General features: G+C 70.4%; 14 protein-coding genes. 9 read left to right on the forward strand and 5 right to left on the reverse strand.

The window, feature by feature from the left end; genetic code table 11:
* Positions 1 to 15: 15 nt before the first annotated feature.
* Together ABZT17_RS20405 and ABZT17_RS20410 are read right to left on the reverse strand one after the other, a co-directional pair.
* Entirely contained in the window at positions 16 to 1,014 is a 999-nt protein-coding gene (locus ABZT17_RS20405; RefSeq protein ID WP_356350762.1) for a 2-oxoglutarate and iron-dependent oxygenase domain-containing protein, read from the reverse strand.
* Positions 995 to 1,444 (reverse strand): nucleoside deaminase, encoded by a 450-nt coding sequence (locus ABZT17_RS20410; protein WP_356350764.1) that lies wholly within the window; start codon positions 1,442 to 1,444, stop codon positions 995 to 997. Before ABZT17_RS20410 ends, ABZT17_RS20405 begins: the two co-directional genes overlap by 20 nt.
* Positions 1,445 to 1,550: 106 nt before the next feature.
* On the opposite strand from ABZT17_RS20410, the gene ABZT17_RS20415 reads away from it, so the two are divergent.
* From ABZT17_RS20415 to ABZT17_RS20425, 3 genes are all read left to right on the forward strand, one after another.
* Positions 1,551 to 2,810, forward strand: coding sequence for a PucR family transcriptional regulator (locus ABZT17_RS20415; protein ID WP_356350765.1), 1,260 nt, complete (start codon positions 1,551 to 1,553; stop codon positions 2,808 to 2,810).
* 105 nt (positions 2,811 to 2,915) lie between these two features.
* Positions 2,916 to 3,269 (forward strand): hypothetical protein, encoded by a 354-nt coding sequence (locus ABZT17_RS20420; protein ID WP_356350766.1) that lies wholly within the window; start codon positions 2,916 to 2,918, stop codon positions 3,267 to 3,269.
* Between the two features lie 135 nt (positions 3,270 to 3,404).
* On the forward strand, positions 3,405 to 4,049 hold the full coding sequence (locus tag ABZT17_RS20425) for a hypothetical protein (RefSeq protein WP_356350768.1): 645 nt from the start codon (positions 3,405 to 3,407) through the stop codon (positions 4,047 to 4,049).
* On the opposite strand, the gene ABZT17_RS20430 is transcribed toward ABZT17_RS20425, so the two are convergent.
* Entirely contained in the window at positions 4,025 to 5,437 is a 1,413-nt protein-coding gene (locus ABZT17_RS20430; RefSeq protein ID WP_356350770.1) for a cytosine permease, read from the reverse strand. The two genes, ABZT17_RS20425 and ABZT17_RS20430, sit on opposite strands and share 25 nt — an antisense overlap.
* Positions 5,438 to 5,539: 102 nt before the next feature.
* A complete protein-coding gene (locus ABZT17_RS20435; RefSeq protein ID WP_356350772.1) occupies positions 5,540 to 5,851 on the reverse strand; it encodes a PLD nuclease N-terminal domain-containing protein in 312 nt (103 codons plus the stop codon).
* A 77-nt stretch (positions 5,852 to 5,928) separates the two neighbouring features.
* On the opposite strand from ABZT17_RS20435, the gene ABZT17_RS20440 reads away from it, so the two are divergent.
* The gene (locus ABZT17_RS20440; protein ID WP_356350774.1) at positions 5,929 to 7,380 is read left to right on the forward strand and encodes a menaquinone biosynthesis decarboxylase; all 1,452 of its coding nucleotides are present in this window, start codon (positions 5,929 to 5,931) and stop codon (positions 7,378 to 7,380) included.
* Positions 7,377 to 8,279 carry a menaquinone biosynthesis prenyltransferase MqnP gene (mqnP, locus tag ABZT17_RS20445; RefSeq protein ID WP_356350776.1) on the forward strand — a complete coding sequence of 301 codons (903 nt, stop codon included), beginning with the start codon at positions 7,377 to 7,379 and terminating at the stop codon, positions 8,277 to 8,279. The genes ABZT17_RS20440 and mqnP overlap by 4 nt, the downstream gene beginning before the upstream one ends.
* A gap of 87 nt (positions 8,280 to 8,366) precedes the next feature.
* Here mqnP and ABZT17_RS20450 read toward each other — a convergent pair whose 3' ends face one another.
* Complete coding sequence (locus ABZT17_RS20450) at positions 8,367 to 8,972, reverse strand: rhomboid family intramembrane serine protease (RefSeq protein WP_356350777.1); 606 nt, start codon at positions 8,970 to 8,972, stop codon at positions 8,367 to 8,369.
* 102 nt (positions 8,973 to 9,074) lie between these two features.
* On the opposite strand from ABZT17_RS20450, the gene ABZT17_RS20455 reads away from it, so the two are divergent.
* The 4 genes from ABZT17_RS20455 (at position 9,075) to ABZT17_RS20470 (ending at position 12,227) form a co-directional block, all read left to right on the forward strand.
* Complete coding sequence (locus ABZT17_RS20455; protein ID WP_356350779.1) at positions 9,075 to 9,749, forward strand: UbiX family flavin prenyltransferase; 675 nt, start codon at positions 9,075 to 9,077, stop codon at positions 9,747 to 9,749.
* 88 nt (positions 9,750 to 9,837) lie between these two features.
* A complete protein-coding gene (locus ABZT17_RS20460) occupies positions 9,838 to 10,293 on the forward strand; it encodes an Lrp/AsnC family transcriptional regulator (protein WP_356350781.1) in 456 nt (151 codons plus the stop codon).
* A gap of 46 nt (positions 10,294 to 10,339) precedes the next feature.
* Complete coding sequence (gene mqnE, locus ABZT17_RS20465; RefSeq protein ID WP_356350782.1) at positions 10,340 to 11,503, forward strand: aminofutalosine synthase MqnE; 1,164 nt, start codon at positions 10,340 to 10,342, stop codon at positions 11,501 to 11,503.
* Positions 11,504 to 11,588: 85 nt separating this feature from the next.
* Positions 11,589 to 12,227 (forward strand): UdgX family uracil-DNA binding protein, encoded by a 639-nt coding sequence (locus ABZT17_RS20470; RefSeq protein WP_356350783.1) that lies wholly within the window; start codon positions 11,589 to 11,591, stop codon positions 12,225 to 12,227.
* The last annotated feature ends 3 nt before the right edge of the window (positions 12,228 to 12,230 follow it).

Genomic DNA, 12,230 nt, shown 5'->3' on the forward strand with positions numbered 1-12,230 from the left:
AGCCGACGGAACCGGTCAGTCGACGGTGATCGAGTCCAGCTTCGCCCTCAGGTACACGTGCGAGTCCACCGGCTCGTACGCCACCCGCCCCACCGGCGCGGGCACCGACTCCACCGTCGTCCCCGGTGTGCACTCGCCGAAGTAGACCAGGGACAGCAGCTCCTCGGCGGGGGCGTCGGAGGGCGGCGGCAGCACCCGGTGGCGGCCGGAGCGCCAGCGGTCACCGGTCCAACGGGCCATCAGATCACCGATGTTGATGGTGAAGGCCTCCGGGTCGAAGGGCGCGTCCTCCCAGCCGCCCTCGTCGGTGAAGACCTGGAGGCCGCCCTTGCCGGCCTGCCGGTCGAGGATCGTCACCGTCCCGAAGTCGGTGTGCGGGCCGATGCGGAACTGGCCCGGCTGCGGCTCCCCGATGACCTCGGTGCCCGGGTACCAGTTGATGTTGAAGCCGTAGGTGGGGTGGTCCATGTGGCGGGAGAAGAAGTCGGGTTCCAGGCCCAGGGCCTCGCCCAGCAGGGAGAGGAGCCGCTTCTCCAGTTCGGCCATCCGGTCCAGGTACTCCTCGCACAGGGTGCGCAGTTCCGGGACCTCGTCGGGCCAGACGTTCGGCGCGTACCACTCCGCGTTGACCACCGGGTCCTCGAAGGGGTCGTGGGTCGCGAAGGTCAGCGACTCCTTGAGGTCCGGCGGGGTCTCGGTGCCCTCCGAGTAGCCGTTGGCCTCGGCGCCGGGTCCGAGCCAGCCGCGGCCGCCGACCTTCGCCTCGTACGGCTGTTTGACGTCGACGGGCAGCCGGAAGAAGGCGCGGGCCGCCGCACGGATCGCGGACCGCAGCTCCGGGTCCACTCCATGCCCGGTCACCAGCAGGAATCCGGCGGTCTGCAGAGCCTCGTCGACGGTCCGGGCGATGGCGGCGCGGTCCTCCTCGCCGCCCTCCAGCCAGGGCCGCAGGTCGATGGTCGGGATGCGCGGCTCGCCGGAGCCGCCGGGGGTGCTACTCACCGATGTCCTCATTCCACAGAGCCGGATTGTTCTTGATGAAGTCGCGCATCATGGCCTCGCACTCGGGGTCGTCGAGCAGCACGATCTCCACACCGTGCTCGGCCAGCCAGTCGTGTCCGCCGTGGAAGGTCGCCGACTCGCCGACGACCACCCGGGAGATCCCGAACTGGCGGACCAGACCGGAGCAGTACCAGCAGGGGGAGAGCGTGGTGACCATGGTCGTCCCGCGATACGAGCGCTGCCGTCCCGCGTTCCGGAACGCGGCCGTCTCCGCGTGCGTCGAGGGGTCGTCGTCCTGGACGCGCCGGTTGTGGCCGCGGCCGAGAAGGGTGCCGTCGGCGCCGTAGAGCGCGGCGCCGATCGGGATGCCGCCCGCCGCGAGGCCGGCGCGGGCCTCCGCCACGGCGGTGGCGAGCCAGGTGCGTGCCTGTGCCTGATCCATACGTCCCACTCTCCTGTGGCCGAAACACGAGGGCAACGTGCGGAAAGTACTCTCCGGGCATCCCGCCGCCGGACGAACTGTCCACGCACTGTCCCTGGAGGTGCCCGTGGCCGCACTCACCCTCCGCGAGGTCCTGGACCTCGATCCCGTACGTGCCTCGGCGCCCGAGCTGCTGGCCGGACAGGGCGCGCTGGACCGCCCGGTGCGCTGGGTGCACTCCAGTGAGGTCTACGAGGGCGCGAACTTCCTCGACGGCGGGGAACTGCTGCTCACCAACGGTTTCGGCCTGACCGGCGCGGACGAGGAGACTCGGCGTCGGTACGTCCGTGAGCTGGCCGCGCGGGGCGCCGCCGGGCTCGCGGTGGAGGTGGGCCGGTCGCTGCCCCGGATGCCGGAGGAGGTCACCGACGAGGCGCGGCTCCTCGGCCTGCCCCTCTTCGCCCTGCACCGGGTCGTGCCCTTCGTGCGCATCACCGAGGCGGCCAACCGGGCGATCGTCGCGCGCGGGCTGTCGGGCCGTTCGGTGGTACGGCCCTGGGGCGACGACCATACGGCGGCGCTGCTGGCGGATCTCGCCGACCGGGCGGCGCTGAACCAGCCGGAGGTCGAGGCGCGGTCGGCGCTCGCCGGGTTCCATCCCCGGCCGGGGGCGCGGCTGATCGGGGTGTCGGTGCACGGGACGCGGGAAGTGGGCGCGGTGGACCGGGCGGTACGGGTGCTGGGCGGGGTGGGGGTGATGCGGGCGGCGCTTCCGGGGGACGTACTGGCGTTGATCGCGTTGCCCGCGGGGAGGGCGGGCGACCCGATCCGTGCCGTCCAGGAGGCGTTCCGCGCGGCCGCCGAACCGGGGCTCACCGTCGCCGTCGGCCATGCCGTGGACGCGGGCGGCGGGTGGCTGCGGTGGAGCGACACACTGCGTGCGGCCCGTACGACGCTGGAGCTGGCGCTCACCGTGCCGGCGGCCGAACCCTCCGTGCCCGACGGTCCGTTGGTGACCTCCGCGCGGGCGCTCGCGCTGGAGCGGGAGCTGACGCGGGGCGGTGTCGACACCAACCGGGACCGGCTGGCCCGTCTCGTCGAGCACGCCCTCGCCCCGCTGCTGGCCTGGGAGGCGGCCCACCCGAGCGATCTCGTCCGCACCCTGGAGGTCCACCTCCGCAACGGCTGCTCCCCGACCCGCACGGCGTCCCTCCTCCACATCGGCCGTCAGTCCCTCTACCAACGCCTGGAGCGCATCGAGTCGTTGCTCGGCCTGGAGATCGACGACCCCGATCTGCTGGGGGAGTTGCTGGCGGCGACGTGTGCGCACCGGGTGGTCCGGGGGATGGGAGCGGCGGCCGTGCGGGGGTTGCGGACGGTGGCCTAGGGGGGCCTAGGGAAGCGCTGTGGGGGCGCGGGGGCGATCTTCACCAGCGGGGGGATTCGGGTGGGAACCCGTATCGGATCGACGTCCGGGCATAGGCTGAACCGTGTGGATGACGAGGGCTTCGGCGAGGGTCTCCCGGACTGGCAGAGCGGTCTCGGTGAGGATGAGGACCGGCGGCTGGCCGCCCTCGCGCCGGAGGTGTCCCGGCTCTCCATCGCCCTGCTGCGCCGATCCGTCGGCACCTTCCCGGCCGAACGCGTCGCCCAGGAAGCCCTCGACTGCGCCGACGACGTCCTGGAGCGCTACGGCGTGGAGGGCCTGCGTGTCCTCGTCATGAGCCTCACCTGCTGGGCGACCGTCCAGGTGGAGATCAACGCCCATGCCTCCGGCCGCCCGTTGGAGGCCCTCCTCGACGACATGCAACTGACCTGGCTGGAGACCAACCCCGAGGACGCCTGAGGTTGTGTGGTCGGCCTCGCGGAAGGTCCTCACCCGGGATCAGCAGGCGGCCGAATTGGGGCGGCTGAACCGGGGCGGCTGAACCTTCGGGCCCCCTCCGGCGTCACAGTGCTGACGCCAACGGACGGAGGGGATATGCGCAATCGCACCTGGATCGCGTCGGCCGGAGCGACCGTCGCCCTGTTGGTGGCCTCGGGGCTGTATGTCCAGGCGCTGGAGACCGGGCACGGCGAGGACGGCGGCGGTCTCAGGGTGGATCCCGGGCGGGTGCCCTCGGTCGTGGCGCCCCTCGCCACCCGGCACGAGTGCGCGGGGCACCGGCCCGTCGGCAGCCTGCCCGCGGTCGACGACGGCTCCCCGCTGGAGCGGGTCCTCGCCCACATCGACAAGCTGGCTCAGCGTGAGCGGTACGCGACCGTCTTCACCGGGCTCTCCATCGACGAGGACCGCCAGATCGCCAACGTCTGGCGCGTCCCCTCGGACGCCTTCGACGCCGATGTCTGCGGGTCGGCGGTCAAGGGCGTGACCGTCCGGCTGTACAGCACCGATGTCGACCGGAAGACCCTCGACGCCCTCTCCGACCGGATCGCCGACGACATGCGGCGCTGGGACGGCACCTTCCAGATGCGTCAAGTGGGCGTGGACGAAAGGGGGTTCGTCCTTGTCGGGGTCGATCACCCCGACAAGGCCCGGCCGATCATCGAGAAGGCCTACGGGAAGGCCGACAGCGGCTACATCAAGGTCGTGTACGTCGATCAGGCCGAGGCACTGGCCGGCTGAGCCTTCGGCCCCCGCCGCAGCGCCGCGTACAGCACCGCCGCCACCACGAAGCCGACCAGCGGTGTGATGTCACCGAAGGACGGCCAGTGCTTGGGGACGTAGCCGACGTAGTCCTCCTGGTTGGAGAAGAGTGGGACGGAGACCGCGACGCCGATCAACAGGGCCGCCAACCCGGGCCAGTTGGCGAAGGTGCGGTCGGTCAGCCGGGCCGCGAGCTCCTCGTCCGTGGCGGTCCGGGTCTGCAGCCACCGCTCCACCAGGACCACACCGAGCCACGGCGCGACCCAGTACGCGATCACCAGCAGGAACGCCTCGTACGCCGACCCCGCGTCGTCCAGCGACGCCCAGGCCGCCGCCGTACCCGCCACACCCGACACCACGACCAGCACGCTGCGGCTCAGCCAGGTGGGCAGCCGCAGGCCGAAGGAGGCGATGGAGATCGCGCCCGAGTAGATGTTGAGCGCGTTGGCGGAGATGGCGCCGAGGATGATGGCGAGCAGGACCAGGTCGCCCAGCCAGCCCGGGAGATGGCCGGTGAAGGCCGCGGTCGGGGTGGCGTCCTTCGGGGCCACGATGGTCGCCGAGGCCGCGCCGATGACCGCGACCAGAGCGACGGAGACGAACAGGCCGACGGCCGGGTAGACGATCGTCTTCAGCCTGTTCGCGGTGCGGGGGAGGTAGCGGGAGTAGTCCGTGGCGTACGGGTTCCAGCCGGCCGCGTAGCCCCAGGCCGCGCTGAAGGCGAGCAGGAAGCCGCCGACGCCGCCGCCCGAGCCGCCTCCGCTCAGGTGCGCGTCCTTGAAGGTCCACACCCCGGCGAGCAGGAAGATCACGGCGAGCGCGGGGAACGCGTACTTCTCGAAGGTGTGCACGAAGTTGTGGCCGATGAAGCCGATCACGATCTCGGCGACCACGACCAGCAGGAGGGACGGCAGCGGTCGCAGGCCCGTGAGCGTGTTGAGCGCGAAGGCCGCGCTCACGCTGTTCACCGCGAACCAGCCCACACCGGCGATCAGACCGTTGGCGGCGGACGGCAGGATGTTGCCGAAGTAGCCGAAGGAGAACCGGCCGATCACCATCTGCGGGACGCCGAAGCGCGGGCCGTCGAGGGACAGGAAGCCCTGGGTGATCGCGCCCACGGCGGTGCCGAGGACGATGGCGGCGGTCGCCGCCCAGAAGCTCAGCCCGAAGAACAGCACCGCGATCACGCCGATGAAGACGGTCGCGAACTCGATGTTCGGCGAGGCCCACGTCCACAGCAGCTGGAGCGGGGAGCCATGGCGCTCGGCGTCGGGGATGGGCTCGGAGCCCGCCGTCTCGACGGCGATGACCTTGTCACCGTAAGCGGGGGCGAGGGTGCCGGCGGAGTCGGCGGGTGCAGTCGTCATGCGAGCCAAGTGTCCGGTTCCGGCCGGTCCCGGCCCAGGGGCGCACTGTCCGCTTCGGGGGCCGCGGCGACGTACACCTTGTACGGCCCGCCGCCACGGAGCTCAGTCCTTGTTCCTGTCCGTGTCCTTGTCGCCCTTGGTGTCGTCCAGGGACTTCAGGAACTCGGGGTTGTCGTCCGGCGCGACCCAGCGCCCCGGCGTGGCGCGCCCCGCGGACCCGGTGGCGGCCGACCGGTTCCTGCCCGCGATCAGCCAGGCGATCGGACCGACCAGCACCTCGCCGAACAGCAGGATGATGATGATCCACACCACCTTCGGCAGACCGCGCACCTCTTCCTCGGGAGTGTTCAGACAGTCCACGAAGGCGTAGATCCACAGGGCCAGCACCAGAAGAAACGGCAGATACCTCAGCATGCTCGTGTGCTCTCCCAGCGGTGGTGTGACGGCCCCGGTGACGGGGTCAGGGTAGCGGGTGGCCGATACTGGGACGCATGGCTTACGACGATCTTCGCTCTCTGCTCAGGGCCCTGGAGCGCGAGGGCGACCTCAAGCGCGTGAAGGCCGAGGTCGATCCGTATCTGGAGGTCGGGGAGATCGTCGACCGGGTGCAGAAGGCGGGCGGGCCCGCGCTGCTCTTCGAGAACGTGAAGGGCTCCGCCATGCCCCTCGCGATGAACGTCTTCGGGACCGACCGGCGGCTGCTGAAGGCCCTGGGCCTCAAGTCGTACGGCGAGATCTCCGACAAGATCGGCGGGCTGCTGCGGCCCGAGCTGCCGCACGGGTTCGTCGGGGTGCGGGAGGCCTTCGGCAAGCTCGGCGCGATGACGCACGTACCGCCGAAGAAGGTGAAGGACGCGCCGGTGCAGGAGGTCGTCCTCACCGGCGACGACGTGGATCTGGACCAGCTGCCCGCGCTGTTCACCTGGCCGCAGGACGGCGGTTCCTTCTTCAACCTGGGGCTCACGCACACCAAGGACCCGGAGACCGGGATCCGCAACCTCGGGCTCTACCGCCTGCAGCGCCACGACCGGCGCACCATCGGTATGCACTGGCAGATCCACAAGGACAGCCGGAACCACTACCAGGTGGCGGCGCGCAGGGGCGAGCGGCTGCCGGTCGCGATCGCCTTCGGCTGCCCGCCCGCGGTGACGTACGCGTCCACCGCACCCCTCCCCGGTGACATCGACGAGTACCTGTTCGCCGGGTTCATCGCCGGCAAGCGGATCGAGATGGTCGACTGCAAGACCGTGCCGCTGCAGGTCCCGGCGCAGGCGGAGGTCGTCATCGAGGGCTGGCTGGAGCCCGGCGAGATGCTGCCCGAGGGCCCCTTCGGCGACCACACCGGCTTCTACACCCCGCAGGAGCCCTTCCCGGCCCTGAAGATCGACTGTGTGACGATGCGGAAGCGGCCGCTGCTTCAGTCGATCGTCGTAGGCCGGCCTCCGACGGAGGACGGACCGCTGGGGCGGGCGACGGAGCGGTTCTTCCTGCCCCTGCTGAAGATCATCGTCCCGGACATCGTGGACTACCACCTGCCCGAGGCCGGCGGCTTCCACAACTGCGCGATCGTCTCGATCGACAAGAAGTACCCCAAGCACGCCCAGAAGGTGATGCACGCTGTATGGGGGGCACACATGATGTCCCTGACGAAGCTGATCGTGGTCGTGGACTCCGACTGCGATGTCCACGATCTGCACGAGGTCGCCTGGCGGGCCCTCGGCAACACGGACTACGCCCGTGACCTCAGCGTCGTCGAAGGCCCCGTCGACCATCTCGACCACGCCTCCTACCAGCAGTTCTGGGGCGGCAAGGCGGGCATCGACGCGACGAGGAAGTGGCCCGAGGAGGGCTACACACGCGACGGCGGCTGGCCCGACATGGTTCTGTCCGACCCGGATACGGCGGCGAAGGTCGACCGCCGCTGGAAGGAGTACGGCCTGTGAGCTCCGCCTCTGCCGCGATCCCACAGCCGGGACGCACCAAGGCCTTTCTGCGCCTGGTGATGATCGAGCACTCGGTCTTCGCGCTGCCCTTCGCCTACATCGCCGCGCTGACCGCGATGTTCGAGTGGGACAGGAACATCCACTGGGGCCGGCTGCTCCTGGTCACCATCTGCATGGTGGGCCTGCGTACGTTCGCCATGGCGGTCAACCGGATCATCGACCGGGAGATCGACGCCCGCAACCCCCGCACGGCCCACCGCGAGCTGGTCACCGGCGCGATGTCGGTGCGGCACGCCTGGACCGGCGCCCTGGTGGCGGTCGTGATCTTCCTGGGCTCGGCGGCCCTGCTCAACCCCCTCTGCCTGGCCCTCGCTCCCGTCGCGGTGATCCCGATGGTGGTCTATCCCTACGGGAAACGGTTCACCAACTTCCCCCAGGCCATCCTCGGTCTCGCCCAGGCCATGGGCCCGGTCGGCGGCTGGCTCGCCATCACCGGTGAGTGGTCCTGGAACGCGGTGCTGCTCGGTCTCGCCGTCGGCATCTGGATCGGCGGCTTCGACCTGATCTACGCCTGCCAGGACGTGGAGACCGACCGTGAGATCGGCGTCATGTCGGTCCCGGCCCGCTTCGGCATCCCGGCGGCCATCTGGGGCGCGCGGGTGTGCCACCTGGCGACCATGGTCCTGCTCGTCTGGTACGCCGTCGCCACCGACGCGGGCGTGTTGTTCTGGGTCGGCCTGATGATCGTCGCGGCGGCCTTCGTCTACGAGCACAACATTGTCCGCCCCCATGACCTGTCCCGCCTGAACAGGGCCTTCTTCAGCGTCAACGGCTTCATCGGGATCGCCCTGTTCGTGTGCGCGGTGCTGGATCTCGGGCTCCGGGGACTGACCGCCTGACCCCGGCGCGGCCTCCCGTCGAGTGCGGAGACAGGGAGGCCGGGGCATCGGCACCGACCGCCTGCCCGCGGCCCCGGAGGCGCGCCCTCAGCGCTGAAGGGCGCGAGGCTCTTCTGCCCGGCGCCGGAACACGAACGCGGCCGCGACTCCCGCTATCAACCCCACCAGGTGGCCCTGCCAGCTGACGCCCGTCTGGAGGGGCGAGAGGCCCAGCAGGATCGACGTGCCCCAGATCGCGCCGACCAGGAGGCCGACCACGATGCCCAGCGGGCGGCGCTCCACGAAACCGGTGACCAGGAGGAAGCCGAAGAGGCCGAAGATCAGGCCGGAGGCGCCCGCGGTGTTGCTGTTGGCCGGTGATATCAGCCAGACACCCAGCCCGTCGGCGACGATGATCACCGCGCAGACGGCGGCGAAGCGGCGCAGGCCGCCCAGCGCCGCGAGGAAGCCCATGACCAGCAGCGGGATGCTGTTCGACGCCACATGGGCGAAGCCGAAGTGGATGAACGCGGCGGGGACGACGTCCACCAGCTCGGACGCCCGGCGCGGCATGATGCCCAGGCCGTCCAGGGCGTGACCGCTGACCACGTCGACCACTTCCAGCAGCCACAACAGCGCGACCCAGCCCACCATCAGCTTGGCCGCGGCCTTCGCGCGGTCGCCGCGCGACCACTCCGGTTCGGTTCCCGCCATGACGTCCCCCACTGTCCGACCGTCTCTCGACCGTCCCCCATGAGGAACGGTCCGGCCCCCTCGACCGGTTCCCACCCCGCGACGCCGGATAGGCTCGGTGTCGTGAACCCAGTCAAGCCAGGAGAGACGCCGCGTACACCTTGGATCGTAGGGGTGTCGGGCGCTTCGGGCACGCCTTATGCCGCGTCGGTGCTCCGCGCACTCCTCGACGCGGGAGAGAGCGTGGACCTGGTCGTCAGCCGGGCCTCCCGGCTCACCCTGCTGGATGAGACGGGCATCTCCTTCCGGGACGCGCACTGGCGCGACGACCTGCGGGAATGGCTCGGCCGTGGGGCCGACGGCAAGCCCGGCGTCTTCGCGGCGGACCTCGACCGGGTGCGTTACTGGCACGCGGGTGACCTGGCCGCGGGCCCGTCCTCGGGCTCGTACCCGACGAAGGGCATGCTGATCGTGCCGGCCTCGACGGCGTCCGTGGCGGGTGTCGCGCTGGGTCTGTCCAAGGACCTGCTGCAACGGGCGGCGAGCGTCACGCTCAAGGAGCGCCGGCCGCTCGTGGTGGCCGTACGCGAGACCCCGCTGAACGGCCAGACGCTGCGGCATCTGGTGACCCTGGACGACCTGGGCGCCGTCGTCGTCCCGACCTCGCCCGCCTTCTACGCGGGCGCCACCCACATCCAGGACCTCGTGGACTTCGTCGCCGGGCGGGTGCTGGACGCGGCGGGCGTCCGGCACGACCTGTACCGAAGGTGGCAGGGCGAACTGGGCGCCCCTCACTAGGACCTCGGTACCCCGGTACCTGAACACACCAGTACGTCAGCACCTCGGATTCACTTCGGGGACTCTTCAGCGGAAGGCATCGAATCGCATGGACGCGGTGGACAGGCAGCTCATCCAGGCCCTGAGGGAGAACGGCCGGGCCTCGTACGCGGAGCTGGGGCGCCTCGTCGGCCTGTCGGGACCCAGCGTCACCGACCGCATCAACCGGCTGGAGGCGGCCGGCGTCATCACCGGCTACCGCGCCACCGTCGACGCCGCCTCGCTCGGCCTCGGCGTCACCGCGCTGATCGGCATCTCCCTCTCCGACGCGACCGACCACGAGGACGTGGCCCGCCGGATGAGGGACCTCGGCGAGATCGAGGACTGCTGGTTCATCGCGGGCGACGACTCGTACATGCTCAAGGTGCGGGCCAACGACGTGGACGGCCTGGAGAAGATCATCCGGCGGCTGTCCGGGACCAAGGGCGTCTCCAGGACCCGTACCACCATCGTGCTCTCCACCAAGTGGGAGAACCGCGTCGGAGAGCTGCCCGAGGAAGTCTGAGCACGTGGGAGTACGGTTGTCGGCGTTGTCGTGGAAAGGGTGAGGCATGGACGTCGGGCTCAAGCGCGAGCTGGAGGAGAAGGTCCGCTCCGGTGAGCGGCTGTCCCGCGAGGACGGCATCGCGCTGTACGAGTCGGACGACCTGGCATGGCTGGGCGGGCTGGCGCACGAGGTGCGGACACGGAAGAACGGCGATGTCGTTCATTTCAACGTCAACCGGCACCTCAACATGACCAACGTGTGCACGGCGTCCTGCGCCTACTGCTCCTTCCAGCGCAAGCCGGGCGAGAAGGACGCGTACACGATGCGCATCGAGGAGGCGGTGAAGCTCGCCAAGGCGATGGAGGGCGAGAACCTCACCGAGCTGCACATCGTCAACGGGCTGCACCCGAACCTGCCGTGGCGCTACTACCCGCGGTCCCTGCGGGAGCTGAAGGCCGCGCTGCCGGACGTCTCGCTGAAGGCGTTCACCGCGACCGAGATCCACCACTTCGAGACGATCAGCGGGCTGTCGGCGTCGGAGATCCTCGACGAGCTGATCGACGCGGGTCTGGAGTCCCTCACCGGTGGCGGCGCCGAGATCTTCGACTGGGAGGTCCGGCAGCACATCGTGGACCACCGCACCCACTGGGAGGACTGGTCCCGGATCCACCGGCTGGCGCACGAGAAGGGTCTGAAGACCCCCTGCACCATGCTCTACGGCCATATCGAGGAGCCCCGCCACCGCGTCGACCACGTGCTGCGGCTGCGTGAGCTGCAGGACGAGACCGGCGGTTTCCAGGTCTTCATCCCGCTGCGCTACCAGCACGACTTCGTGGACCTGAAGGACGGCAAGGTCCGCAACCGCCTCCAGGCGCGGACGCAGATGGCGACCGGAGCGGAGGCGCTGAAGACCTTCGCCGTCTCCCGGCTGCTCTTCGACAACGTCCCGCACGTCAAGGTGTTCTGGGTCATGCACGGCGTCCAGACCGCGCAGCTGGCGCTCCAGCACGGCGCCGACGACATGGACGGCTCGGTCGTCGAGTACAAGATCACGCACGACGCGGACAACTTCGGGACGCCCAACAAGCTCACCCGCGAGGATCTGCTGGACCTGATCCGGGACGCGGGGTTCCGGCCGGTGGAGCGGAACACCCGGTACGAGATCATCCGGGAGTACGAGGGCCCGGACCCGGCGCGTCGGGAGGCGCCGCAGCCGATGAGGGTTTGATCGCGGTCGTAGGGCGGGTGCGGGTGCGGGTCGGTGGGGGCCGGCCGCGCTGTTCCCCGCGCCCTTGGGTGGGTACTCGCGTCCTGTGTCGTCCGAAGACGTCTATGGCGCCGAGCCGTTTCTGCCGGAGCGTGGTGGGCTGCCTGCCCTTCGTCGGGCCGCTGCCGAGTGCCGGGGCTGTCCGCTGTATCGGGATGCCACCCAGACCGTCTTCGGGGCCGGGAGTGCGGACGCCCGGCTGATGCTCGTGGGCGAGCAGCCCGGTGATCAGGAGGACCGGCAGGGGAAGCCCTTCGTCGGGCCCGCCGGGAAGCTGCTCGACCGGGCCCTCGAAGAGGCCGGTCTCGACCCGGCGGACGCCTACGTCACCAACGCCGTGAAGCACTTCAAGTTCACGCGGGCCGAGCCGCGCAGGCGGCGGATCCACAAGGCGCCGAGCCTGCGGGAGATGACGGCGTGCGGGCCCTGGCTGGCCGCCGAACTGGCCGTGGTCGAACCCGAGTTGATCGTGGTGCTGGGGGCGACGGCCGGGAAGGCGTTGCTCGGGTCGTCGTTCAGGGTGACGCGGGTGCGGGGGACCGTACTGGAGGAGGAGATCCACGGGAGGCGGGAGCGGCTGCTGCCGACCGTGCATCCGTCGTCCGTGCTGCGGGCGGAGGACAGGGAGTCGGCGTACCGGGGGCTCGTCTCGGATCTCAAGACGGCCGCCCGCGTACTGGAGTAATGG

The sequence above is a fragment of the Streptomyces sp. NPDC005648 genome, assembly GCF_040605395.1.
Lineage (GTDB): Bacteria > Actinomycetota > Actinomycetes > Streptomycetales > Streptomycetaceae > Streptomyces.

Bases quoted from the DNA above. Each gene is read 5' to 3' on its own strand.
- ABZT17_RS20425 (WP_356350768.1), top strand. From the start codon at position 3,405: ATGCGCAATCGCACCTGGATCGCGTCGGCCGGAGCGACCGTCGCCCTG.
- ABZT17_RS20410 (WP_356350764.1), bottom strand. From the start codon at position 1,444: ATGGATCAGGCACAGGCACGCACCTGGCTCGCCACCGCCGTGGCGGAG.
- ABZT17_RS20460 (WP_356350781.1), top strand. From the start codon at position 9,838: ATGGACGCGGTGGACAGGCAGCTCATCCAGGCCCTGAGGGAGAACGGC.
- mqnE (WP_356350782.1), top strand. From the start codon at position 10,340: ATGGACGTCGGGCTCAAGCGCGAGCTGGAGGAGAAGGTCCGCTCCGGT.
- ABZT17_RS20405 (WP_356350762.1), bottom strand. From the start codon at position 1,014: ATGAGGACATCGGTGAGTAGCACCCCCGGCGGCTCCGGCGAGCCGCGC.
- ABZT17_RS20435 (WP_356350772.1), bottom strand. From the start codon at position 5,851: ATGCTGAGGTATCTGCCGTTTCTTCTGGTGCTGGCCCTGTGGATCTAC.
- ABZT17_RS20430 (WP_356350770.1), bottom strand. From the start codon at position 5,437: ATGACGACTGCACCCGCCGACTCCGCCGGCACCCTCGCCCCCGCTTAC.
- ABZT17_RS20450 (WP_356350777.1), bottom strand. From the start codon at position 8,972: ATGGCGGGAACCGAACCGGAGTGGTCGCGCGGCGACCGCGCGAAGGCC.
- ABZT17_RS20440 (WP_356350774.1), top strand. From the start codon at position 5,929: ATGGCTTACGACGATCTTCGCTCTCTGCTCAGGGCCCTGGAGCGCGAG.